Source organism: Enterobacter wuhouensis (assembly GCF_004331265.1).
Classification (GTDB): domain Bacteria; phylum Pseudomonadota; class Gammaproteobacteria; order Enterobacterales; family Enterobacteriaceae; genus Enterobacter; species Enterobacter wuhouensis.
In genome coordinates, this window is record NZ_SJOO01000001.1 from 1 (window position 1) to 25,030 (window position 25,030).

The window sequence follows — 25,030 nt, forward strand, 5'->3', positions numbered from 1 at the left end:
AGGCGCATATTAATGACCCCGCTAAATTGTGTCAACACTAAAATTAACGTGCTGATTCAATTGATTAATTAACCCGCAAACTGCTGTTTTAGTGTACCTGAGCGGAGAGATTATCGCCATACTCGCCGTTTTTACGTAAACGCTGCAGCGGGTCCTGCTGGTAAAAATGGCAGAAACGTTGCCACAGCGCCGGAAAGCGTGGGGCAAAAAGCTCAGGCGCGCTGAAGAAATATTCGGACAGCACGGCAAAACACTCTGCGGGATCGGTTGCGGCATAGGCGTCGATGCTGGCCGCGCTCTCACCCACGAGATCAATCTCGTCCTGGATGTTGTCCATTGCCGCATGCAGATCATGCTCCCAGCCCGCGACCTCGCGCAGCGGGATGAACGGCACGCCGCTGGCCCGGTCCCCGTTGCGGGTGTCAAGCTTATGCGCTACTTCGTGAATAATCAGGTTGAAGCCCGAGGCGTCAAATGAATCCTGAATATCCAGCCAGTTGAGAATGATGGGACCCTGCTGCCAGCTTTGCCCGGACTGAACCACGCGCTGGTTATGCACCAGGCCGATATCATCCTGCCACTCGTCGTCCACCACGAACGGGGCAGGATAAATGAGCACTTCATGAAAACCATCCAGCCATTCGATACCCAGCTCCAGCACCGGCAGGCAGAAAAGAAGAGCGATACGCGTATTTTTGAGGGGGTCCAGCTCAAAACCCTGCAGGGGAACCAGGCGCTTTTGCTGCAAAAAACGATCTGCCAGTTGGATCAGTTTTGACTGTTCATCCGGCTGGAGATTAGCCAGAACGGGTATCGCCAGCGCTTCATCCCACGGCAGCGCCATGTTTCGACCAGCTTCATTCGATTTCCAGGGCCACTTAATCATCGTTTTGCTCGCAAACTCGTCACTTGAACAAAATTGAAAGGTCAGGTGCTACACACGTTACCACTTCGCTTGTCATCCACGGTAGTGCTTTACCACTATGTCATTCATTTTGTGAAGTATGTCGTAGCATCCCTCGCCATCCAGGAGGCTAATTCATCCGCGCGAACGGGCGGCGAGAAGAAATACCCTTGAAAGTAATCCACTTTCTTTTTCCGCAGATACTCAACCTGGTACGACGTCTCCACCCCTTCGACCAGCACGCTTAACTTCAGCGATTTGGCCATATCGATGACCAAATCAATGAGCCGCGTTGAGGTATCCTCATACGTCAGCCCGTTGATGAATATCTTATCAATTTTAATCAGGTCGATGGGGAGCGCATTAAGATAGTTCAGATTCGAATAGCCGGTGCCAAAGTCATCCAGTGCGATGGTGACGTCATGCGCCTGCATCAGGGCGAGGGTTTCCTTGAGCGCCGCCACTTTCTCAAAAGGTTCGCGCTCGAGGATTTCTGCGGTCAGGCGAATACGTTCTTTCGGAAACCGCCCGAGAAAGGTGCGGCAATCCTCAATAAACGTATCGCTTTGAATATGTGAGGTGGTGAAGTTAAAGCTTACGTGAAAAGGGTTTTTGCTCGTTGCCAGTATGGCCGGCAGCTCGAGCGCGGCCTGCGCCATCAGATTACGGGTGAGTGGAATAATCAGCCCGCTCTCTTCCGCCATCGGGATAAAGCTTGCCGGTGAAACCAGCTCGCCTGACGGAGTGGCCCACCGGGCAAGCACTTCGACACCATAAACGTCGCCCGTATCGCTGTGCACAATCGGCTGATAGAGCGGCACAATTTCATTCTGCTCAATGGCCAGTTCAAGATCTTCATAGGGATTAGGCTCGCGAATAACGTATCGCCACAGCACGGCGGCGGTAATGAACGTCATTAGCACGGTCAATAAGACCAAAATCCAGACAATCGGCACGTTGAACGCCACCAGTACGGCTGCACAGAGCAAAATAGCCAGCATGCAGCACAGGGCGAAAATTATCTTAACTTTCTGTTTTGCCATAATTTTTATAGCCTATAAAGTGACATTTTTCGCAGCGTATTTCTCGCAGGCGTCCGTGCGGTTTTCCTTTTTCCGATTACGCCTCGGCGGCGGGGCGGTTGCCGCTTATGCATAACTCGCTATTATGAATGCATACATTTCCCGAAAGCGCTAAGGATTGCCAGAAAAAAATGCCCGTCAATTTTGACCTTAACGATCTTTATGCCTTCAGAGCCCTGGTGGAATACGGCAATTTCCGCATTGCCGCAGAATCTATCTGTCTCTCCCAGTCCGCGCTAAGCCGACGCATTGAGAAGCTGGAGACGGCGGTCGGCGCGAAGCTGTTCGACAGGACCACCCGACGCGTGGCGCTGACGTTTTTCGGGCAACGCTTTGCCGAAAGCTGCGGGCAGCTTCTGGGAAGCGTGGAGTCGATGCTGGCAGATATCGATAAAGTCAGCGAGGAACGTACCGGATCGATCACCGTTGCCGCAGTGCCTTCGGCGGCCTGCCATTTTATGCCGGAGGTGATCCGCCAGTTCCACGCCCGCTATCCGCGCGTGCGCATCAAGCTTATCGACAGCAGCGCGGGCAATGTCATTGAGGCGGTCGCCAGCGGCCAGGCGGATTTTGGCATCTGTTTTGCGAGGAGCCTTCAGCCGGATATCACCTTTATCCCGCTGGTGGAGGATGTTTATGTCGCCGCGTGCCGTCGCGATCATCCCCTGGCGGGGCGAAGGAGCCTGACATGGCAGGCGTTCTACCAGCAGGATTACATCAGCCTGGATATCACGTCCGGGAACCGTAATTTGCTCGACCAGATGCTCGGCCATATAAAGCCAGAGCGGCCAGGGATTTGCGAAACCCGCCACGTCACGACCATGCTGGGTATGGTCGAAGCGGGGATTGGCATTGCTGCCGTCCCCGCGATGTCGATGCCGCGCTCTGAGCATTCATTTCTGACGCATATCCCGCTGACCGAACCCGAAGTCAAACGCACCGTTGGGCTGATTCGGCGCAGCGGGCGCATTCAGTCGTGGATTGCCGCCGAGCTTGAAGCGCTCATTACGGAACGCTATCGCGAGGTGTAGCGACGGGGATCATCCCGGTTGCGGAGATGGTTTCCCGTGCCTTCGCAGAGGAGAGGAAATCCAGCAGCGCCTTGCCCTCGGTAGGGTGCGCCGCGCGGGCGGTCACCGCCCCGGCAAAACGGGTAATGTACTGCAGATTATCCGGCAGCTTGCCGACAAAGGTCACGCCGGGAACGGGCAGCAGCTCGCTTACCTGCTGGAAACCGATGCTGTCTTTGCCTTTCGCCACTTCGGAGGCAACCGGAATACGCTCTACCCTGTGCGCTTTTCCCTCCATTTGCTCATTAATCCCCAGCGTTTTGAACAGCTGGCTTTGTACGTACCGGCCGCTGGCGCTGTCGGAGTAGGCGACGGTGCTGGCCTGCAGCAGGGTCCGGCGCAGGGCGGTATCCGTTCCGATGTCCGGCACCGGAGACCCCGCTTTTACGACCATGCCAATCGGCGAATCCGCCAGCTCAACGCGAGAACCGTCTTTGACCATCCTGTCGTGCGCCAGCGCGTCCAGCGCGTCGCCAACCATAATCACCACGTCCGCACTTTCACCTCGCGCCAGGCGGTTGGGGATGGCCTGGGGCGTTTTTCCCATCGACGGACCCGATATCAACACGATGCGATCGCCGCTTTGGGCTTCATACCGTGGCGCCAGCTTTTCCAGTGCGGCTTTGAAACCGCCTGAAATCATGACCGTCACCTCCTGAGCCAGCGCGCCTGCGCTGGCCGCCATCAGTACCAGACCGGTCAGTCCTGAACGCATAAATGGGTGCATAATTTTCCCTCTGTATTAACGTGCGGTTTGCAGGGTTAAGGCGCTGCGACGATAGAGATAGAGCGTTGCCAGCAGCGCGCAGATCGCGGCGAAGCTCATCCAGTATCCCGGGGAGGCTTTATCACCGGTGTACTCAATCAGGGCCGTTGAAATGACGGGCGTAAACCCACCAAAGATCGCGGTGGCGAGGCTATACGCCAGAGAGAACCCGGCGACGCGCACCTCAACCGGCATGATCTCCGTCAGCGCCGGGATCATCGCGCCGTTATACAGGCCGTACAGGAAAGAGAGCCACAGCAGCATGCTCAGCATCATGGAGAAGCTCGGCGCCTCTGCCAGCAGCGTCAGGGCCGGATAGCTGGTCGCCAGCGCAAGCAGCGTCATGGCAATCAGCACGGGCTTACGTCCGAAACGGTCGGACAGCGCGCCGCCTATCGGTAGCCAGATAAAGTTGGCGATGGCGACCAGCAGCGTGACCAGCAGGCTGTCAGAGGCGCTAAGCATTAAGACTTTTTTACCGAAGGTTGGCGCGTAGACGGTGATCAGATAGAACGCCGTGGTGGTCATCGCCACCATCAGCATGCCCGCGACCACAACCGGCCAGTTTGCCAGCAGGGTAGTAAACACCTGACGCATCGCCAGGGTATGGCTGCGGGCGCGGAACGCGTCGGTCTCTTCCAGCCTGCGGCGCAGGAAAAAGATAAAGGGCACAATCATGCAGCCGAACAGGAACGGAATGCGCCAGCCCCACTCACGAATGGCGCTCTCTTCCATCAGCGCGTTCAGCGCAAAGCCCATTGCGGCGGCCACCATAATTGCTACCTGCTGGCTGCCGGATTGCCAGCTGGTGAAAAATCCCTTGCGGCCCGGGGTGGCAATTTCGGCAAGATAGACCGACACGCCGCCAAGCTCTGCCCCGGCGGAAAAGCCCTGCAGCAGTCGCCCGACCAGCACCAGCAGCGGAGCCCACAGGCCGATGCTCTCATAGGAGGGGATCAGCACAATCAGGAAGGTTCCGGCCGCCATAATCGACAGCGTAGTAATCAAGCCTTTGCGCCGACCCACCTTATCGATGTACGCCCCAAGGACGATTGCGCCGATGGGGCGCATCAGGAAGCCTGCGCCGAAGACGGCGAAGGTCATCATCAGCGAAGCAAACTCGCTGCTTGCCGGGAAGAACGTATGCGCGATGTAGGTGGCATAAAACCCGAACAGGAAGAAGTCAAATTGCTCAAGGAAATTGCCCGAAGTGACGCGAAGTATCGCGCCCGCTCTGGCGCGAACGGTTGCAGGTAAGGGTGAGGAAATCATCGTAGTCTCCAGTTTATTATTGACGTGTTGTCCGTCTGTTTCTGAAAACTGGATCAGGAAAGGTAAATAGATAAGCGCATTTGGCACATAGGCTGATGCGTTCTGTGCATCAATGGCAATATGTTGTTGGGAAGTTATTTGCTTAACAATAACTTAACAAAAAGGGCGGTTATTGAATCTCCGGGTTTATGTAAGTCATTGATATTGCGATTTTGTGAAGTCGCGCAGGGGAAAAGCCAGGCGTAGCCTGGCTTACAGGATTCAGCGCAGCGCGTTGGCAATGGCGCTAAACATCAGCGATGCCTCCAGCGGCTGGGCGCTGAATGACGGTTCCGCCTGGGGCCAGGTGGACCACTGAACGATCGTCAGGTTTTCCGCTGGGTTAACCATGATCATCTGGCCAAATATCCCCAGCGCCCAGAGCGAGCCTTTCAGCGAGGCCTGCGCGCTCGGCTGAACGTTGGCGGCATTGACCGGTACTTCGTTGTTCCACCACTGATAGCCGTACAGCCCTTGAGGATGCGCGTCCGACACCGATCCTGTGGCACGGGTCCAGCGTGACGACTCTTTCACCCAGCCGTCAGGCAGGATCTGTTTACCGTTCGGCAGCGTGCCGTTATGCCGGATAAACTCGCCAAAGCGCCCCCAGTCCTCAAGAGTAGCGTTGAACCCGTGGGCGCCGACATCGTGCTGACCTTTGCTATAGGCATGCCACACGCCGTCGCTCGCCATGCCGTACGGCTGCCAGATGCTTTGCTCCAGATACGCGGCGAGCGTCATGCCGGTGGCGCGCTCGAGCACGTCACCCAGCAGCCATGCGCCGCCGGAGGAGTAGGACCAGTGCTCTCCGGCCGGGTGTTCACGGCGTAAGCCTGAAACCAGCTTGCGCACGCAGTCGTAAGTACCGGGCCTGGCTTCGCACTCGGTGAGCTGCGCGAAGTCGGAGTTCGGGTTGGTGTAATCCTCATTCCACGCCACGCCCGAGGTATGGGTAATCAGCTGCTTCAGCGTCACGCCGTCCCAGGCGGTGCCCTTTAAATCCGGTTCGTATCGGGTGATGAGATCGTCCAGCGAGTGGATTTTGCCCTCTTTAATCGCCACGCCGACCAGCGCCGATACCACCGATTTGCCCACCGAGCGCGACGTCCAGAGCGTGGAGTCGGTGTTGCCTTCGCCGAGATATTTAAAGGCGACCTTACCGTCTTTCAATACCAGCATGCCGCTCACGTTCTGGCGCTTAAGGTAATCCTGAAGGCTGTAGGTCTTACCGTTCACCTGATAGCGGGCATCCGTCAGGGGTTTCTCTGCCGCCAGCAGCGGCGTGGCGTTGCCGTGACGGAACACATCGCCGGCGTAGTTGCGGTAATCATTGCGAAAGCCGACGACGCGATCGGCCTGGCTCCAGGTGAGCATGCTGTGCGTGTCCGGCAGTTTGCTATCGAAAGGAGCCGGACAGGCGTTCAGTTCGGTGCCTTTGCAGGCGGCCATGGCGGCAGGGGATAACAGGCTGCCGAGAACCAGGCCCGCCAGCAGGGTGATGTTTAACGGTGTGTTTTTCATATCGATCTCATTTAGCTCTTAAGTGACTTCAGTTTAAGAACCTGAGGCCTATAATAAAAAACGCGTAATGGGGGAAAATCCCCCGAAATTTCACATGGAGAAGAGTGTGGCGACGTTGAGCTATTCCTTTGCGCAGCTTGAGGCGTTTACCGCCGTGGCCGAGCACGGCAGCCTGAGCCAGGCGGCGGTTAAGCTGAAAAAAGACCGCACTACGCTGCGCGATCTGATTGATTTTCTGGAGGATGGACTGGGATATGCGCTATTCCTTCGCGAAGGACGCACCCTGCGGTTAACGCCGGAGGGGGAGCAGCTTCAGCGGCAGGCACATCTGCTGATGCGGCAGGTGAGGGCATTTGAAGCCTTCGCCCGGGAGGTGCCCGCCAGCCCAGCGCAGGGTATTTCCCTCGTTTACGATCCCTTTACCCCGAGAGCATTTTTACAGACGCTGATTGCCGACATGGCTAAACGCAACATCCGCCTGAGCCTGACCTGCGCCTCGCGCGATGAAGCGGAGAGCCTGCTTGCCGCGGGCAGGGCGGATCTCGGCATTTGCCAGGCGCGCAACCGCAGCGTGGGCAATGAGATGGAGTGGCGGGCGCTCGGGGCGATTGATATGGATTTCTATGCCTCTGCGACGCTTTTTACGGATATCACCTCCCCGCTGTCGCTGCTCGATCTCTCTCTGGTGCCGCAGGTGATTATGCACGCGGCCTCAGACGAACCGGTGGCGCGCCGCCTGCAAATCTCAGGGCACACGATTTTTACCAACGAGCTGGAGATGCTGCGTGGCCTGCTGGTCCAGGGCTGCGGCTGGGGATTTCTGCCGACGCATTTTCATGCGGCCGAGTGGGAAAACGTAAAAAGGCTGCGCACCGAAGTGGGCAGCCAGGGGATTAGTCAGACGATGGTCACCATCTGGAAGCCAGGCAGCGACAAGCGCGCCATCATTGCTGACGCGCTGGGGCTATTGCCGGACCTGTGGAAGCACTCAGCGCTGTGAACAGCCTTTGCACTGTTTGTTCTGGATCTGCTGGAAGAAATCATTGCCTTTGTCATCCACGAGGATAAACGCCGGGAAGTTTTCCACCTCAATTTTCCAGATCGCTTCCATACCCAGCTCAGGGTAGGCCACGCACTCCAGGCTCTTGATGCTGTTTTGCGCCAGCACCGCCGCCGGGCCGCCGATGCTGCCGAGGTAGAAGCCGCCGTGCTTGTGGCAGGCGTCCGTCACCTGCTGGCTGCGGTTGCCTTTTGCCAGCATGATCATGCTCGCGCCGTGGGATTGCAGTAAATCCACGTACGAGTCCATGCGGCCTGCCGTGGTCGGGCCGAGTGAGCCAGACGCGTAACCTTCCGGCGTTTTGGCCGGGCCCGCGTAGTAAATCGGATGATCTTTGACGTACTGCGGCAGTTCTTCCCCGTTGTCGAGCAGCTCTTTCAGCTTCGCGTGGGCGATATCGCGTGCCACGATGATGGTGCCGTTCAGCGACAGGCGGGTGGAGACCGGGTGCGCGGAAAGCTGCGCCAGGATCTCGCCCATCGGCTTGTTCAGGTTGATGCTCACCACCTCGCCTTCGCCCTGCTGGCGCAGGGATTCAGGAATGTACTGGCCCGGATTGTGCTCCAGCTTCTCGATCCAGATCCCGTCGCGGTTGATTTTTGCCTTGATGTTGCGGTCCGCAGAGCAGGAGACGCCCATGCCGATTGGGCAGGAGGCACCGTGGCGCGGCAGGCGGATCACGCGGATATCGTGGGCGAAATATTTCCCGCCGAACTGCGCGCCAAGGCCGAGGTTCTGCGCTTCCTGGAGCAGTTCCTGCTCGAGCTGAACGTCGCGGAACGCCTGGCCGTGCTCATTGCCTTCGGTCGGCAGCGCGTCGTAGTAGCGGGTGGAGGCCAGCTTCACGGTTTTCAGCGTGGCTTCCGCTGAGGTTCCACCGATCACAAACGCGATATGGTACGGCGGGCAGGCCGCGGTGCCCAGGGTGCGCATCTTCTCAACCAGGTAGTTTTTCAGCTTCGCCGGGGTAATCAGCGCCTTGGTTTCCTGGTAGAGATAGGTTTTGTTGGCTGAACCGCCGCCTTTGGCCATGCACAGGAATTTATACTCGTCGCCGTCCACGCTGTAGAGGTCAATCTGCGCGGGCAGGTTGGTGCCGGTATTCACCTCTTTATACATATCCAGCGCGGCGTTCTGCGAGTAGCGCAGGTTGTCTTCAATGTAGGTGTTATACACGCCCTGGCTCAGGGCCGCTTCGTCACCGCCGCCGGTCCAGACGCGCTGGCCTTTTTTGCCCATAATGATCGCGGTGCCGGTATCCTGACAGGTTGGCAGCACGCCTTTTGCGGCAATTTCAGAGTTACGCAAGAACTGCAGGGCAACGTATTTGTCGTTCTGGCTGGCTTCCGGGTCGTTCAGGATCGCGGCAACCTGCTTCTGATGGGAAGGACGCAGCATAAACGCGGCATCGTGGAAGGCCTGCTGCGCCAGCAGGGTAAGCGCTTCCGGCTCCACCTTCAGGACTTCCTGACCGTCGAACTCGGCAACGGAGACGTGCTCGTTGGTCAGCAGATAGTATTCGGTGTCATCGTGCGCGAGCGGGAAGGGGTTCTGGTAGAAAAACGGTTTATTCGACATAGCGTATCGCTCCATAAAAATAAAACCGCCGGAGGAGAAGTCCGGCGGTCAGGAATCAGAACATCATGGACATCCATGGATAGCCAATCAGCAGCAGGGCCGCCAGGAAGATGGCACCGAAGATGGTGCCGAGGCGCCAGTAGTCTTTGGTTGGCAGGTAGCCGCTGCCGTAGTAAATCGGGCTTGGGCCAGTACCGTACGGGGTGATGATCCCCATCACGCCCAGCGAAGTCACCATCAGCAGGACAAACACTTCCATATTCATGCCCGGAATGGTGGAGGCGATGGTCAGCATCGCTGGCAGCAGCGCGGTAGTGTGCGCGGTGGTGCTGGCAAACAGGTAGTGCAGCAGGTAGAACGCCAGCAGCAGGACGATGGTGGCCACACCCGGCGAGATACCGCTCATTAACAGACCGCCTTCTTTACCCAGCCAGGCAATGAAGCCGGTGGAAGAGAGGCCGTCCGCCAGCGCCACCAGCGTGGCGAACCAGACGAAGGTGTTCCACGCGGCTTTGTTACCGGTGATATCGTTCCACTCCAGTACGCCGGTCCACAGCATCAGGCCCACGATGAGCAGGGCAGCCATTGCCGGTTCAATCCACGCGGCAGCGAAGATCCACATCAGCAGCGCACAGCATACGAACACCAGCAGCAGAATTTCGTTGCGGGACAGTTTGCCCAGTTTTTCCAGCTCGCGGGTCGCCCACAGCGGTACTTCGTCGTTCACCTTCACTTCAGGCGGATAGAACCAGTAGGCCAGCAGCGGCATGGTCAGGATCAGCAGCACGCCCAGCGGCAGGAAGGCGATGAACCAGGTACCCCACGAGATGTTGATCCCGACAGTGCTTTTCACCAGCGCCAGCGCCAGCAGGTTAGGTGCCAGAGCAGAAAGGAACATCGAACTGGTGATACAGGCCGCGGTGATCGCCACCCACATCAGGTACGAACCAATCTTACGCGCGCTTGGGTCATTAGGTTTTGAACCGTACAGCGGCGGCAGGTTAGCGATGATTGGGTAGATTGTCCCGCCGCTTCGCGCGGTGTTGGACGGCGTAAACGGTGCCAGCAGCAGGTCCGCGAAGGTGATGGCGTAGCCGAGCGTCAGGCTGCGGCGGCCGAGGTATTTCACCAGGATCAGCGCCAGACGGCGGCCGAAGCGGGTTTTGTCATAGCCCGCGGCGAACATAAAGGCGCCGAAGATCAGCCAGACGGTGGAGTTACCAAATCCGCTTACCGCCCATTTAAAGGAGGCACCCGCCAGCTTGAATTTTGGGTCAGCCAGCTGTTCCGGGCTGAACAGCACCCACTGGCTGCACAGCGCAATGGCGACAACGCCGGTCAGACCGATCACCGCGCCCGGCAGCGGTTCGAAGATTAGCCCGACGATCACGCCGACAAAGATGGCGAAGTAGTGCCATGCGTAAGGCGGCAGCCCTTCCGGGACGGGAACAAACAGCAGCAGCACGGCGACGATAATCGGCAGCGCCATCATGAGCAGACGTTTTGCGTTCCCGTCTGTTGCTTTACTCGCCGCAGGAGGCGTTACAGCAGTTTTTGTATTCATAGTTTCACGTCTTAAGTTGTCAAAAATTCGTCGTACGGTGAAAACACAAATTCTGTTTTTTTAGTTTCTTTGCTTTTTTTAGTTATTAAAGGTGTGGATTCGTATTTTCAGTAATAGCGATTTAACGCATTTTCGTGAGCGCTAAATTAAAAAATGATGATGTTTTTATATTGCGCCTTTGGATGCCATAACTATTGATCGCGATCAAAAAAACAGAATTGAAGGCGTATTTTTATGCTTTTTAAAATAACCACTTTGGCTGGTGTGGTTATTATCTGATTTTTAGTAATCTATTTATCAATTTGATAACATATCAAAAATGGAATCATCTTTATCTATTGATTTATAGGCTTATTTTGTGGTTTTGGTGTATTGGTTTGACCATTGATAATTTAACGAACTTTAAATTGTTGTGAATTGATGAAACATCTTCACTAACACCAATGTGTTATTAATGTTATTGCAGGGATTAAATAGTTTTTTAACTAACGTAATGGCTTTAGAAACTAAAAAAAGCATTATATTAATATCATGACATCGGCATAAAACATCGAAATAAAATTCAGCCCGATAACGAATTCTTAATTTTTAAAAGTTTGGAGTTTCTATTATGAGCACTAACGAACGCATTCTAAGCCCCTTCACTTTACCGAATGGCACTGAACTGAAAAACCGTTTGTTAATGGCGCCTATGACCACCTGTACGGGCTATTATGATGGTACGGTCACCAGCGAGCTGGTGGAGTACTACCGGGCACGTTCAGGCAGCATCGGCACCATCATTGTGGAGTGCTGCTTTGTTGACGATCTCGGTCTTGCTTTCCCTGGCGCGATTGGTATCGATAGCGACGAAAAAATTGCCGGTCTGGCGAAAATCGCTGAGGCCATCAAATCCAAAGGGTCTAAGGCGCTCCTGCAGATCTACCACGGTGGCCGCATGGTCGATCCGAAACTGATCGGGGGCCGTACGCCGGTTGGCCCAAGCGCCGTTGCTGCACCGCGTGACGGTGCCGCGACCCCGGCTGCGCTGACCGCAGAAGAAGTAGAAGGCATGATCGGCAAGTTCGGTGAAGCCGTGCGCCGCGCGATTCTGGCCGGTTTTGACGGCGTGGAGATCCACGGGGCGAACACCTATCTGATTCAGCAGTTCTATTCCCCGAATTCAAACCAGCGTGACGACGAGTGGGGCGGCAGCCGCGATAACCGCGCGAAGTTCCCGCTGGCCGTGCTGGACATCACCCACAAAATGGTGCGCCAGTACGCCGACGATGCCTTCATTATTGGCTACCGCTTCTCGCCTGAAGAGATGGAAGTCCCCGGCATTCGCTTTGACGACACCATGTACCTGCTGGAAAAACTGGCGGCGCGCGGCGTGGATTATCTTCACTTCTCCGTTGGCGCTACCCTGCGTCCATCCATTGTGGATACGCAAGACCCAACGCCGCTTATCGAGAAATACTGCGCGATGCGTTCCGAAACCCTGGCTCAGGTGCCGGTGATGGGCGTGGGCGGCGTGGTGAATGCCGCTGACGTCAATGAAGCCCTGGACCACGGTTACGATCTGATTGCCGTTGGCCGCGCGACCATTGCCTACCCGGACTGGACCGACCGCATCGCGGCAGGCGAAAGCCTTGAGCTGTTTATGGACAGCACCCAACGCGAGGCGCTGAACATCCCTGAGCCGCTGTGGCGCTTCTCGCTGGTGGAAGCGATGATCCGCGACATGAGCATGGGCGAATCCAAATTCAAACCCGGTACTTTTATTGAGAAAGTGCAGGACGACGTCAACGAGCTGGTGATTAACGTCAGCCTTGAGACCGACCGCATTGCCGATATCGAGCTGGCATCAGGCCCGAACGACGACGTGGAGTTTGTCACCAGCTTCGAAGAGATCCGCACCCGTATTCTGGATGCCAATACCCCGCACGTGGACGCCATCACCGGCGCGACCAGCCAGAGCGAAGCGGTGAAAAAAGCGGTGTCGAAAGCGATGCTGAAATCCAGCAAAGCGCTGGCGGCGGAAGAGGGCGTTGACCCGAACGAAGCGAAAAGCGTAGACGTTGTCGTTATCGGCAGCGGCGGCGCAGGGCTGGCGGCAGCCATTCAGGCCCACGACGAAGGCGCAAGCGTGCTGATCGTCGAAAAAATGCCGACCATCGGCGGGAACACCATCAAAGCCTCTGCCGGGATGAACGCGGCGGAAACCCGCTTCCAGCGCGTGAAGGGCATTCAGGACAGCAAAGAGCTGTTCTATCAGGAAAGCCTGAAAGGCGGCGGTAACAAGAACAACCCGGAACTGCTGCGTCGCTTTGTGGAGAACGCGCCGGAGGCCATCGAGTGGCTGGCAACGCGCGGCATCATGCTGAACGACATCACCACCACCGGCGGGATGAGCATCGACCGCACCCACCGTCCAAAAGACGGTTCTGCGGTGGGCGGCTATCTGATCAGCGGCCTGGTGCGTAACGTTAATAAACGTAATATCGATGTGATGCTGGATACCTCCGTCAGCGACATCATCTTCGAGAACGGCGAAGTGACCGGCGTGCGTCTGACCACCGAAGAGAACGAAACCGTCACCGTGGCAACCAAAAGCGTGATTGTGGCGACGGGCGGCTTCAGCGCCAACAGCCAGATGGTGGTCAAATACCGTCCGGATCTGGAAGGGTTCGTCACCACCAACCACAAAGGGGCAACGGGGGGCGGCATCGCGCTGCTGGAACGTATCGGCGCAGGCACCGTGGATATGGGCGAAATTCAGATCCACCCAACCGTTGAGCAGAAAACCTCGTACCTGATTTCCGAATCCATCCGCGGCGGCGGGGCGATTCTGGTTAACCAGAAAGGGGAGCGCTTCTACAACGAAATGTCGACCCGCGATAAAGTGTCGGCGCAAATTATCGCGCTGCCGGAGAAATACGCGTACATCGTCTTCGATGAGCATGTCCGTACCAAAAACAAAGCGGCGGATGAGTACATCGCGAAAGGTTTCGTGACCAGCGCCAGCTCGCCGAAAGCTCTGGCGGAAGCGCTGGGTATGGACCCTGACGCCTTCCTCGCAACGCTTGAGCGCTACAACGGTTTCGTTGAAAAACAGCACGATGATGATTTTGGCCGTACCACCGCGCTGCGTGCGCCAATCAATGAAGGGCCGTTCTACGCCATTCAGATTGCGCCGGGCGTTCACCACACCATGGGCGGCGTGACCATTAACACCGACACCTGCGTGCTGGACAGCAACCACAACGTGCTGCCCGGGGCGTTTGCCGCCGGTGAAGTGGTTGGCGGTATCCACGGCGGTAACCGCATCGGCGGTAACGCAGTGGCAGATATCATTATTTTTGGTACGCTTGCAGGACATCAGGCGGCTATGCGTTCGAAAAAGCAGTAAGACCCCTGTGTTGTATGCCGGACCCGCGCAGCGCGATCCGGCATTTTCCCCGGCGGCGCGGTGCTTGCCGGGGCTACATCTAAGGACTCATGCTATGCCTGATGACCATCGCGTTTACAGTTATTCCGCCGTCCTGATGGGATCGCCCATCCTCCTCAAACTCTTTTCCCATGATGAAGCCCTCGCGTCGCGCGTCTTTCGCCTGATTAAACAGTATGAAGATCTGCTTACCGTCAACCGCGCGCATTCGCAGGTGATGGATATCAACCATGCTGCCGGCCAGCATCCGGTTGCGGTTAGTCGTCCGGTGTTCGAGCTTATCCGCTGCGCGAAAGCGGCGAGCATGCTCAAGGACAGCGCTTTCAACCTTGCCATCGGCCCGCTGGTGAAGCGCTGGAAAATTGGCTTTCGGGGTGACAGCGTTCCGCCTGCCGATGAAATTACGGCGCTGCTGGGCATAACCGATCCTGCGGATGTGGTGCTGAATGAACCGGACAGCAGCGTCTTTCTGGTGAGAGAGGGAATGGAGATCGACCTCGGAGCAATCGCCAAAGGCTATATCGCCGACAGGGTGCGGGATTATCTGCGAAAAGAAGGGGCCGATCTGGGATTGATTAACCTCGGAGGAAATATCCAGACGTTAGGCTCGCCGGAAGGGGGCTGGAGCGTAGGGCTGAAAAAGCCCTTCGCGGGTGATGCGCTGATTGGCGCGATGACGGTAGAGAACAGGTCCGTCGTCACTTCGGGAACCTATGAGCGCTACTTTGAGCAGGACGGCAAACGCTATCATCACATCCTTGACCCGCGAACCGGGTATCCGCTGGACAACGAGCTGGACAGCGTCACCATCGTGTCGAAGGACTCCATCGACGGGGATATCTGGACCACCCTGATGTACGGCATGGGCGTGGAGAAAGGCTGTGCCGCGCTGCGCGCACGCCCCGATATCGAAGCCATCTTTGTGACCAAAACAAAAGAAGTGGTGATCTCTTCAGCGCACCACTTCCGCTTTGCCTTGCTTGACGACAGCTATCGCGTTACTGGCAGTACTGTTTAAGTAACGCCGTCTGCTCGGGCTGGAGACGATAGCGATACACCGGACGCCCGGTGGCGCCGTAGTGGATGCTGGTGAACAGAATATTAATCTGCGCCAGCCAGATCAGGTACTTGCGGCAGGAGACGCGCGAGATGTTCACCGCATTTGCCAGATCGTCGGTGGAAAACTCCGTGCCGGGGTGGGCGTCGATCCACTGGCAAATGGTGCGCAGCGTTTGCGGAGTTAATCCCTTCGGCAGCTTCTTGCTGTCCGCCAGCTCTGGCGCGCCGCCGTGCAAAAGCCTGTCCACATCTGCCTGCTCATAGTACTGGTGCGAGCCCATCAGGCTGTGCTTTGCCTTCCAGCCGTTCAGCGCCTCTTCAAAGCGCGGGAACTGGAAGGGCTTGATTAAATAATCCACCACGCCGTAGTGCATGGAGGTCTGGATCGTAGTCGCATCGGAGGCTGAGGAGATCATAATGACGTCGATCGGGCGGCCTGAGGCACGGATGATCGGCAGCAGATCCAGGCCATTATCCTGCTGCATATAGACATCCAGCAGCACCAGATCCACCGGCTGGTCGGGATTGCTGATAATGGCCTCAGCCTGGTTGAGCGTGGAGGCGACGCCGCAGCAGCTAAAACCCTCAACGCGGTTGACGTACAGACGGTTGAGGTCGGCTACCATGGCGTCATCATCGACAATTAATACATTTATCACGCGATATTCCTCTCGCTATCCCAGGGGATGTGAACAAAAAATTGGGTAAATACGCCAGGTTCAGACTCAACGGAAATGTCACCGCCCAGATTCTGAATTTGCTGACGCGCAAGGAACAAACCAACGCCCCGGTTTTCACCTTTTGTTGAGAAGCCCTTGGTAAAAATATCGTCCAGCTGGACGGGATCGATGCCGGGACCGTCGTCGCTGACTTCGCAGCTGAGCCAGCCGTTTTGATAGTGTAACAGCAGAGTGATTTCGCCTTCCGGCTGGCCTTCCATCGCGTCCAGCGCGTTTTCGATCAGGTTGCCGAGGACGGTAACCAGCACCGCAACCTGCTCTTCATTGGCGGTATCGGGTATCTGGCACTCGTCTGCCAGGCTAAGCGTAATGCCCGCTTCTTTCGCCCGGTTGATTTTACCCAGCAGGAACCCGGCGATCACCGGCGATTTCACCTTGCTCTGGATAGTGCCGATATCCGTCTGATAGTTTTGCGCCGTCTGGATGATGTACTCTTCCAGCTTGTCGTAGCGCTTCATGTGCAGCAGGCCCAATATTACGTGCAGCTTGTTCATAAATTCATGGATGTGGGCGCGCAGGGCATCGACATAGTTGACCATGCCGTCGATACGCTGCATCAGCTGGCTGATTTCCGTTTTATCGCGGAAGGTCGCGATCGCCCCAATCACCCGGTTTTGACTTTTGACCGGCACCATATTGCACAACAGAAGCCTGCCGTTGCAGCTGATCTCCCGGTCCTGTCGGGCGACGCCGGTTTGCGACACCTCGCGCAGGCTGGCCAGCAGCGGGGCGCTGGCATTCTCGGATTGCTGGCCGGAAGGCAAAAGCAGGATCTCCCTGGCGGTGTGGTTGATCATCGTCACGCGCCCATGATTGTCGACGGCCAACACCCCCTCACGCAGCGACTGCAGCATCGCCTGCCGCTGCTCAAACAGGGCGGAGATTTCGTATGGCTCAAGCCCAAACAGGATGCGCTTGAGCACCCGCACCAGCCCCCAGATGGCCAGCGAACTCATCAGGATACTGAACAAAATGGTCCACACGGCGTTCAGGCGCCCGCGCGCGATCTGGTTCTCAACTTTGTGCAGCGAGATACCGACGACGACAACGCCGATTTGCTCATGCCGGGCGTCATAGACGGGTGTGAAAACGCGTAGCGCCTCGGCGAGCGCGCCCCGGTTAACCGAGACATTCTCTTTTCCTTCCAGCGCGGGCGTCAGATCGTCGCCGATAAAGTGCAGGCCCAGCAGCGCTTCGTTGGGATGCGAGTAGCGAATACCGCGCATATCGGTCACCACGGTAAAGAGCAAATCGTTGCGCTGCGTTACGGCCTGAGCGATGGGCTGAATGATATCGGCCTGAGGCGCCTGCATCAGGCCACGCTTAACCTCCGGGCTATCGGCAAACGTCCTTGCGATCCCCAGCGCCGTATCTTTGACGTCATCGCGGGTGGCTCGCGTGATTTGGGCCGAATAGAGCGCGAAGACCAGCAGCAGCACGGAACCAATAATGGCACACACCATCAGCGTGACCAGCGTGTTCAGCTTCATTGGGCGCTTGCGCGTCAGGGGAAAGGGCTGCAAATCGCTCATCAACACTCCGCGATATTTATCAAAGGGCTAATTATCGCTGATGACGGGCGTTTCATAAAGCCATGCGTTTTCGTGATGCTCCTCGCAGGTCAACCATATAAAACACTTTATAGTGTGTGGGAACTCATAATAAGGAGGCTGTTTATGAGCATTATGCTTACCGGTTCGGTCAAGGAAAGACGGCACGCCAGCACGATGAATATCGACAGATTGTCCACGCTGGACATGCTGAACGTCATTCACCAGGATGATGCCCAAATCTCTGAAGCTCTCACCCCCTGCTTAACAACAATTGCCCGCACGGTGGATAACGCGGCGGCGACGCTGAGTCACGGTGGTCGTTTGGTCATCGTTGGTGCAGGCCCATCCGGCGATGTGGCAAAGCAGGCGGCCGATGAGTATGCGCCTGGTAAAACCCCTGTTATTGCTATCACAGCAGGCGATGATGCCGGAAGCTACGAGCGCGGCGTCGCCGATCTACAGGCCATGAAGTTTGGCGAGCACGATATGATGCTGGCGGTGACCGTCAGCGGAAAAACGCCGTGGGTATGGGGGGCAATGCGACATGCGTGGTCGCTTGGCGCAACGGTTGCCGTCATCACCAGCGATGCGAAAAGTGAGGCTGCACAGCTGGCGAGCATGGTGATTGCGCCCGATGTAGGGCCGGACGTGGTTGCCGGGTATATCAATACCAAAGCCGGGATCGCGCAAAAAATGATCCTGAGCATGGTGACTACCGGGCTGGCGATCAGAACCGGGCGCGTTTACAGCAATCTGCGCGTGGATCTGGAGGCGAGCAGCACGAAGTGGGCCGAGCGTCAGATCGCGATCGTGATGGAAGCGGGGGGATGCACCCGGGCGGTGGCGAAGGCCGCGCTGGAGGCCTGCAACCATAACTGTAAAACGGCGGTGCTGATGGTGCTCACCGGTCTGGACGCCTGGAAAGCGCATGACCTGCTGGCGCAGAACAATGGGTTTATTCGCGTGGCGCTGCAGGAAGCGCCGTAGTGATGCTTTGGATATAAAAAAGCCCGCGAATGCGGGCTTTGACGTTTTTGGGGATTAGAACTGGTAGGTCATGCCTACGCCAACGATGTCGTCGGTCGCAATGCCGTTTGCTTCGTAGAAGCTTTCATCGTTGTCCAGCATGTTGATTTTGTAATCAACATAGGTGGAGAAGTTCTTGTTGAAGGCGTAGGTCATGCCCAGGTCGATGTAGTTAACCAGGTCCATGTCGCCGTGCTGACCCTGTGGATTGGAGCCGTTACCCAGGTAAGACATGTCCTTACCTTTGGAGTAAACCCATGCCAGGGAAGGGCGCAGACCGAAGTCGAACTGATACTGGGCCACGGCTTCGAAGTTCTGGGTCTGATCCGCAATACCGTAGTCACCGTACGGCGTCATGTTGCGGGTTTCGGCGTACATCATCGCCAGGTATACGTTATTGGCATCGTATTTCGCGCCCAGTGTCCATGCTTCTGCGCGCTCACCGCCCGCATAACGCGCGCTGTAGCGCTTGCCATAAGCTTCTTGCTGATTTGAACGGTCAGAAGAGGAGTAAGCCGCACCCAGGCTCAGGCCAGACAGGTCGCCAGAGAAGTCGTAGGAGGTAGACATGCCAAAGCCGTCGCCGTTCTGGAAACGTACGTCTTTATGACCGTTTTTGGTTCCTTCCTGATCTTCCGTTGCATCCTGTCCTTCATTCGCACCCTGGTACTGCAGCGCAAAGTTCAGGCCATCAACCAGACCGAAGAAATCTGAGTTACGGTAGGTAGCCAGACCGTTAGCACGGCCATTCATAAAGTTATCGGTCCAGGTATATGAATCACCGCCGAATACCGGCAGCATATCCGTCCAGGCCTCAACGTCATACACTACGCCGTAATTACGGCCGTAATCAAACGAGCCGTATTCGCCATATTTCAGGCCAGCGTACGCCAGACGGTTAAATGATTTGTCGTTCGCGCCTTCGGTATCGTTGGCGTAGGTTTTATATTCCCACTGACCATAACCTACCAGTTCATTAGTAATCTGGGTTTCGCCTTTGAAACCAATCTGCACGTAGGTTTCGTCGCCGTCGTCGCCCGCGTTATCAGAGAAGGTATGACGCGCATCGACTTTGCCATACAGGTCGACTTTGTTGCCGTTCTTGTTGTACATCTCTGCCGCATTTGCTGCGCCAGCCATTAATAAAGCGGGTACCAGAATTGCCAGAACTTTTCTTTTCATTATATATTCCCTTTAAATATAATTCATCTGAATATATGTAATTACCCTCCGTAATTACACCGTCGATACTATTCTACGGATTGTTATTTTGGTTCAAAAATAAATGTAATTAAATTGGTAAAAACATTGCAAAATATTTCAATTAATCTCTTTATTTTTCTCATGAATTAATTAATTGAAAATATAGGAGGTAATTATTATTAAGTATTTCGCATGTCTATTTTTTAACTGAGTTAATTTGGCTATGTTATAATTCACCCCATAATTTTGTGTAACAGGAAGGATTGATGGAACTCACTCAGTGGCAGCAGCGCTTCGAATCCTGGCTTAATGAACATCACGCTTCCGACGACACCGCGCACGATATTTCGCACTTCCGGCGCGTCTGGTTGACGGCGCAGAAAATGATGCCTCATCACAGCGTTGACCCGCTGGTGGTGCTGACCGCCTGCTACTTTCACGACATTGTCAGCCTGCCGAAAAATCATCCCGAACGCAGCCGGTCCTCACGGCTGGCCGCGCGTAAAACGCGCGAGATTTTGCAGCGCGATTTTCCGGACTTTCCCGCAGAGCGCTACGCCGCCGTCGAACATGCTATAGAAGCGCACAGCTTTAGCGCGGGGATCGCCCCCCTCAGCGCGGAAGCGAAAATTGTTCAGGATGCCGATCGGCTGGAAGCCCTGGGGGCGATCGGTCTGGCGCGGGTGTTCGCCGTATCCGGGGCGCTGGGCGTCCCGCTGTTTGATGCGCGCGATCCCTTTGCAGATTCCAGAGCGTTAGATGACAAAGCCTTCGCGCTCGATCACTTCCAGACGAAGCTGCTGCGCCTGCCGGAGTCGATGCAAACGGACGAGGGGCGCGAGCTTGCCCGCCACAATGCCGATTTTCTGATTCAGTTTATGGCGAAACTGAGCGCCGAACTGCAGGGTGACTGCCTGGGGCTGGATAGCCAGGTATTGAGCCGCTTCCGCCGCAGTTTGCGTTCATGAACTGTGGTAATCTGTTTCCAGTCTTTATTGTGCGGTTAATAGAATGCAGGAAAATCGATCAGTGACCGAGCCCGCGCCCCAGCAGGCCGAGAAATCAACGGCAACGGTGCAGGCGTTATTGCACCAGCTGCTGGCCATCTATGATGTCAAATCCCTGGCTAACCAACTGGTGGCACAGGGCGAGAGCCACTGGAGTCCGGCCATCCTCAAGAGGCTGCTGACCAGCGAGCGCGCAGGGCACCGCCTCAGCGAAGGAGAGTTCCGGTATCTGCAAACCCTGCTGCCGCGTCCTCCAGCGGCGCATCCCAGCTATGCTTTCCGATTTATCGATCTGTTTGCCGGTATCGGCGGCATCCGCCACGGCTTTGAGGCCATCGGCGGCCAGTGCGTGTTTACCAGCGAGTGGAACAAACATGCGGTGCGCACCTATAAAGCCAACTGGTACTGCGATCCCGATGCGCACAGCTTCAACGCCGATATTCGCGATGTGACCCTGAGCCATAAAAGCGACGTATCCGATGCCGAGGCGGCCCGGCATATTCGCGACGCGATCCCGGCACATGACGTGCTGCTGGCCGGCTTCCCGTGCCAGCCTTTTTCGCTCGCCGGAGTATCTAAAAAGAACGCGCTTGGACGCGCCCACGGGTTTGCCTGCGACACCCAGGGAACGCTGTTTTTTGATGTGGTCCGCATTATTGATGCCCGCCGTCCGGCCATATTTGTGCTGGAAAACGTTAAGAATCTTAAAAGCCACGATGGCGGTAAAACCTTCCGCATCATCATGCAGACCCTGGACGAGCTGGGCTACGACGTGGCTGACGCAGAGCACATGGGCGCAGACGATCCCAAGATTATTGACGGTAAGCACTTCCTTCCGCAGCACCGGGAACGCATCGTGCTGGTGGGCTTCCGCCGCGACCTCAATCTGAAGGGCGATTTCACCCTGCGCGATATTCCGGCGCTGTACCCGGCGCGCCGTCCAGCCATTGCCGACCTGCTTGAGCCCGCCGTCGATGCGAAATTTATCCTGACCCCGGTGCTGTGGAAATACCTTTACCGCTACGCCAAAAAGCATCAGGCAAAAGGCAATGGCTTTGGTTTTGGCATGGTCAACCCCAACGATCCGCACAGCGTGACCCGCACGCTCTCGGCCCGCTACTACAAGGATGGCGCAGAGATCCTTATCGACAGAGGCTGGGATAAGGCGCTTGGCGAAAAAGACTTCGACGATCCCCACAATCAGCAGCATCGTCCGCGCCGCCTGACGCCGCGCGAATGCGCGCGACTGATGGGGTTTGAAGCGCCGCAGGGCTACAGCTTCCGCATTCCGGTGTCGGATACGCAGGCGTATCGTCAGTTTGGCAACTCCGTCGTGGTGCCTGCGTTTGCGGCAGTCGCAAAGCTGCTGGCATCGCGCATCAGGCAGGCCGTTGCGCTGCGCCAGAGCGAGGCCGTCAATGACGGATGTGCACAATAAAGCAACGCGGAGTAAAAACATGCGTGCCATCGGCACGCGTGATACCGCAATTGAAAAGCGGCTGGCCGGGCTGCTGACCGAGGCCGGTTTTGAGTTCCGGGTTCAGGACGCGGCCCTCGCCGGACGGCCTGATTTCGTCATCGACGCGTATCAGTGCATTATCTTTACCCACGGCTGTTTCTGGCATCATCACGACTGCTACCTGTTTAAGGTTCCCGCCACGCGCACTGAATTCTGGCTGGATAAAATCGGCAAGAACGTCGCGCGCGACCGGCGCGATCTGTCCGCCCTTATTGCGCAGGGCTGGCGGGTGCTGATCGTCTGGGAGTGCGCGCTGCGCGGCAGGCTAAAGCTCAGCGATGCGCAGCTGACGGAAAGGCTGGAAGAGTGGATCTGCGGCGGCGGTCAGACCGCGCAGATCGATACCCAGGGTATTACGGTTTCTCCACCCCGCACGGGGTGATAACCGGCTTTGCGGGCAGGAGATATTTGCCCAGCGTCACCAGCACGACGGCAAAGACAATCACGCCCAGCGCCAGCCACTCCACCGGCGACAAGACTTCACCGGCAAAACTGGTGCCGAGCAGTACCGCGACGACCGGGTTAACGTAGGCATAGCTGGTAGCAACCGCGGGCGAGACGTTGCGGATCAGGAACATATAGGCATTAATGGCAATGATAGATCCAAACAGCGCCAGATAACCGACCGCCAGGAAGCCAGAGAGATCCGGCATCGTCGTCAGCTTTTCGCCCGTCAGCGCGAAGGCAGCCAGCAGCACAATCCCCGCAGCCAGCATCTCAATCGCACCTGCCATCATGCCGGAGGGCAGCTCAATGCGTGAGCCGTACACGGAACCAAAGGCCCAGCTCATCGACCCGATAAGGATCAGCAGTGCTCCCCACGGATTACCGCTCAGGTTACCGCCGCTGTTGAGCAGGATAATCCCGGCAAGCCCGATGCCGATGCCCAGCCATTCCAGCTTGCGGGTACGAATGCCAAAAAGACGGCTGAAGCAGAGCGTAAACAGCGGAACCGTGGCAACCACCACCGCGGCAATACCGGAGGGGACGTTCTGGTGCTCGGCGACGGTGACAAAACCGTTGCCCACGGCCAGCAGCAGCAGGCCAATAAGAGCGGCGTTAAGCATGGGGCGCAGAGAGGGGAGCTTATGCCCGCGCAGCAGCAGGAAGGCCAAAAGCAGCACGCCGGCAGACAGGAAGCGAATTCCCGCCATCATCAGCGGCGGCCAGCTTTCCACCCCGATACGAATGACGAAATAGGTGGAGCCCCAGATGATATACAGCGAAAAAAGCGCTCCAATGAGCGGTAATAATTGCCGGAAACGCATAATCCCTCACGACGAAATAAAAAGGTCGCTGATAGTAAACGTCAAAACTATCGGCGTGGCGAGTCCTTTAATTGTGTAGTTGATGTGAATTTTTTGTTGACGTGAGGTGCCTGTTTCAGGGTTTGCGCTTTTGCTCCATACTATTCACTTAATTACCAAAAAAAGAAGGATAGAGATTTTGGCAGGAAGTAGCTTATTAACATTGCTGGATGATATTGCCACGTTACTCGATGACATTTCGGTGATGGGAAAACTGGCAGCCAAAAAGACGGCGGGCGTGCTGGGAGACGATTTATCGCTAAACGCGCAGCAGGTGAGCGGGGTAAGGGCGAACCGCGAGCTGCCGGTGGTCTGGGGCGTGGCGAAGGGGTCGTTCCTCAACAAGGTGATACTGGTTCCGCTGGCGCTGCTGATCAGCGCGTTTATTCCCTGGGCAATCACGCCGCTGCTGATGATTGGCGGGGCATTTTTGTGCTTCGAGGGCGTTGAAAAGGTGCTGCACACCTTTGCGTCGCGCAAAGAAAGCGATACGCCAGAGGTGCGCCAGCAGCGCCTTGAGGCGCTGGCGGCGCAGGACCCCAAAACCTTTGAGCGCGATAAGGTGAAAGGCGCTATTCGCACCGACTTTATACTCTCGGCTGAGATCGTGGCGATTACGCTCGGTATTGTTTCGGAAGCGCCGCTGCTCAATCAGGTGCTGATCCTCTCCGGGATTGCCATTCTGGTCACCGTGGGCGTCTACGGCCTGGTGGGGCTGATCGTCAAGCTGGACGATATCGGCTACTGGCTGGAGGAAAAATCGAGCGCGGTTGCCAGGGGTATCGGCAAAAGCCTGCTGGTGCTGGCACCCTGGCTGATGAAGAGTTTGTCCATCGTGGGTACGCTGGCGATGTTCCTCGTTGGAGGCGGCATCGTGGTTCACGGTATCGCACCGCTGCACCACGCCATCGAAGGCTTCGCCTCTGAGCAGGGGGCCGTGGTGGCCGCCGTTCTGCCGATGCTGGTCAACCTGGTGCTGGGCTTTATCATCGGCGGCATCGTGGTCGCGGCGGTAAAGCTGGTCGAAAAGATGCGCGGCACGTCGCACTAATTGTTACCCGCAGCAGGATGCAGAAAGGCCATTCCTCGTCTAAATTGAAAACGTTTCACCCTGATACAGGAGGCAGGTATGGTCTTTGTAGTCAGTGATGAAGTTAAGCCTAAGAACGGCGGTCCTCGCATGATTGTCACCGGTTACGCCAGCGGAATGGTGGAATGCCGCTGGCATGATGGTTACAGTATCCAGCGGGAAGCGTTTCGTGAAGACGAGCTTCAGCCGGGAGACGGAAGGCAAAAGCGCGATAAGGCTTAATCACGTAACGCCCGGTTT

General features: G+C 56.6%; 21 protein-coding genes. 10 read left to right on the top strand and 11 right to left on the bottom strand.

What is annotated here, in order from left to right:
* Positions 1-88: 88 nt before the first annotated feature.
* Together mtfA and E0L20_RS00010 are read right to left on the bottom strand one after the other, a co-directional pair.
* Positions 89-886 (bottom strand): DgsA anti-repressor MtfA, encoded by a 798-nt coding sequence (gene mtfA / locus E0L20_RS00005; RefSeq protein ID WP_131632103.1) that lies wholly within the window; start codon positions 884-886, stop codon positions 89-91.
* A 104-nt stretch (positions 887-990) separates the two neighbouring features.
* Positions 991-1,947 (bottom strand): EAL domain-containing protein, encoded by a 957-nt coding sequence (locus tag E0L20_RS00010; protein WP_131632104.1) that lies wholly within the window; start codon positions 1,945-1,947, stop codon positions 991-993.
* Positions 1,948-2,117: 170 nt separating this feature from the next.
* On the opposite strand from E0L20_RS00010, the gene psrA reads away from it, so the two are divergent.
* Positions 2,118-3,017, top strand: a complete 900-nt coding sequence (gene psrA / locus E0L20_RS00015; RefSeq protein ID WP_131632105.1) for an L-proline-binding transcription factor PsrA — start codon at positions 2,118-2,120, stop codon at positions 3,015-3,017.
* Here the strand turns inward: psrA and E0L20_RS00020 are convergent.
* From E0L20_RS00020 to E0L20_RS00030, 3 genes are all read right to left on the bottom strand, one after another.
* Positions 2,992-3,783, bottom strand: coding sequence for a substrate-binding domain-containing protein (locus tag E0L20_RS00020; protein WP_131632106.1), 792 nt, complete (start codon positions 3,781-3,783; stop codon positions 2,992-2,994). The genes psrA and E0L20_RS00020 overlap by 26 nt on opposite strands.
* A 15-nt stretch (positions 3,784-3,798) precedes the next feature.
* Entirely contained in the window at positions 3,799-5,094 is a 1,296-nt protein-coding gene (tcuC, locus tag E0L20_RS00025) for an MFS transporter (RefSeq protein ID WP_131632107.1), read from the bottom strand.
* 261 nt (positions 5,095-5,355) lie between these two features.
* Complete coding sequence (locus E0L20_RS00030; protein WP_131632108.1) at positions 5,356-6,654, bottom strand: serine hydrolase domain-containing protein; 1,299 nt, start codon at positions 6,652-6,654, stop codon at positions 5,356-5,358.
* 94 nt (positions 6,655-6,748) lie between these two features.
* On the opposite strand from E0L20_RS00030, the gene E0L20_RS00035 reads away from it, so the two are divergent.
* Positions 6,749-7,654 carry a LysR family transcriptional regulator gene (locus E0L20_RS00035; protein WP_131632109.1) on the top strand — a complete coding sequence of 302 codons (906 nt, stop codon included), beginning with the start codon at positions 6,749-6,751 and terminating at the stop codon, positions 7,652-7,654.
* Here E0L20_RS00035 and fumA read toward each other — a convergent pair.
* Both fumA and E0L20_RS00045 read right to left on the bottom strand, forming a co-directional pair.
* Entirely contained in the window at positions 7,643-9,292 is a 1,650-nt protein-coding gene (gene fumA, locus E0L20_RS00040; protein ID WP_131632110.1) for a class I fumarate hydratase FumA, read from the bottom strand. The two genes, E0L20_RS00035 and fumA, sit on opposite strands and share 12 nt — an antisense overlap.
* A gap of 55 nt (positions 9,293-9,347) precedes the next feature.
* A complete protein-coding gene (locus tag E0L20_RS00045) occupies positions 9,348-10,856 on the bottom strand; it encodes an anion permease (RefSeq protein WP_207389429.1) in 1,509 nt (502 codons plus the stop codon).
* A 610-nt stretch (positions 10,857-11,466) separates the two neighbouring features.
* On the opposite strand from E0L20_RS00045, the gene E0L20_RS00050 reads away from it, so the two are divergent.
* Together E0L20_RS00050 and E0L20_RS00055 are read left to right on the top strand one after the other, a co-directional pair.
* On the top strand, positions 11,467-14,247 hold the full coding sequence (locus E0L20_RS00050; protein WP_131632111.1) for a flavocytochrome c: 2,781 nt from the start codon (positions 11,467-11,469) through the stop codon (positions 14,245-14,247).
* Between the two features lie 94 nt (positions 14,248-14,341).
* Positions 14,342-15,304 carry an FAD:protein FMN transferase gene (locus E0L20_RS00055; protein ID WP_131632112.1) on the top strand — a complete coding sequence of 321 codons (963 nt, stop codon included), beginning with the start codon at positions 14,342-14,344 and terminating at the stop codon, positions 15,302-15,304.
* On the opposite strand, the gene dcuR is transcribed toward E0L20_RS00055, so the two are convergent.
* Positions 15,285-16,004 carry a two-component system response regulator DcuR gene (gene dcuR / locus E0L20_RS00060; RefSeq protein WP_131632113.1) on the bottom strand — a complete coding sequence of 240 codons (720 nt, stop codon included), beginning with the start codon at positions 16,002-16,004 and terminating at the stop codon, positions 15,285-15,287. The genes E0L20_RS00055 and dcuR overlap by 20 nt on opposite strands.
* Positions 16,001-17,617, bottom strand: a complete 1,617-nt coding sequence (locus E0L20_RS00065) for a sensor histidine kinase (protein WP_131632114.1) — start codon at positions 17,615-17,617, stop codon at positions 16,001-16,003. The genes dcuR and E0L20_RS00065 overlap by 4 nt, the downstream gene beginning before the upstream one ends.
* Before the next feature lie 144 nt (positions 17,618-17,761).
* Between E0L20_RS00065 and E0L20_RS00070 the strand changes: the two genes are divergently transcribed.
* Positions 17,762-18,625: an N-acetylmuramic acid 6-phosphate etherase gene (locus tag E0L20_RS00070; RefSeq protein WP_131632115.1), complete on the top strand. Its 864-nt coding sequence runs from the start codon at positions 17,762-17,764 to the stop codon at positions 18,623-18,625.
* A 54-nt stretch (positions 18,626-18,679) separates the two neighbouring features.
* On the opposite strand, the gene ompC is transcribed toward E0L20_RS00070, so the two are convergent.
* The gene (gene ompC / locus E0L20_RS00075; RefSeq protein ID WP_131632116.1) at positions 18,680-19,846 is read right to left on the bottom strand and encodes a porin OmpC; all 1,167 of its coding nucleotides are present in this window, start codon (positions 19,844-19,846) and stop codon (positions 18,680-18,682) included.
* 287 nt (positions 19,847-20,133) lie between these two features.
* Here ompC and E0L20_RS00080 point away from each other — a divergent pair, with 287 nt between their 5' ends.
* The 3 genes from E0L20_RS00080 (at position 20,134) to E0L20_RS00090 (ending at position 22,775) form a co-directional block, all read left to right on the top strand.
* The gene (locus E0L20_RS00080; protein ID WP_131632117.1) at positions 20,134-20,835 is read left to right on the top strand and encodes a phosphohydrolase; all 702 of its coding nucleotides are present in this window, start codon (positions 20,134-20,136) and stop codon (positions 20,833-20,835) included.
* Between the two features lie 61 nt (positions 20,836-20,896).
* The gene (locus E0L20_RS00085; RefSeq protein WP_131632118.1) at positions 20,897-22,312 is read left to right on the top strand and encodes a DNA cytosine methyltransferase; all 1,416 of its coding nucleotides are present in this window, start codon (positions 20,897-20,899) and stop codon (positions 22,310-22,312) included.
* Positions 22,293-22,775: a very short patch repair endonuclease gene (locus E0L20_RS00090; protein WP_131632119.1), complete on the top strand. Its 483-nt coding sequence runs from the start codon at positions 22,293-22,295 to the stop codon at positions 22,773-22,775. Before E0L20_RS00085 ends, E0L20_RS00090 begins: the two co-directional genes overlap by 20 nt.
* On the opposite strand, the gene yedA is transcribed toward E0L20_RS00090, so the two are convergent.
* Complete coding sequence (gene yedA, locus E0L20_RS00095) at positions 22,747-23,661, bottom strand: drug/metabolite exporter YedA (protein ID WP_131632120.1); 915 nt, start codon at positions 23,659-23,661, stop codon at positions 22,747-22,749. The genes E0L20_RS00090 and yedA overlap by 29 nt on opposite strands.
* 175 nt (positions 23,662-23,836) lie before the next feature.
* Between yedA and E0L20_RS00100 the strand changes: the two genes are divergently transcribed.
* Together E0L20_RS00100 and E0L20_RS00105 are read left to right on the top strand one after the other, a co-directional pair.
* Positions 23,837-24,751: a DUF808 domain-containing protein gene (locus E0L20_RS00100; RefSeq protein WP_370967785.1), complete on the top strand. Its 915-nt coding sequence runs from the start codon at positions 23,837-23,839 to the stop codon at positions 24,749-24,751.
* A gap of 78 nt (positions 24,752-24,829) precedes the next feature.
* Positions 24,830-25,012, top strand: a complete 183-nt coding sequence (locus tag E0L20_RS00105) for a YodC family protein (RefSeq protein ID WP_131632122.1) — start codon at positions 24,830-24,832, stop codon at positions 25,010-25,012.
* Positions 25,013-25,030 lie beyond the last annotated feature (18 nt).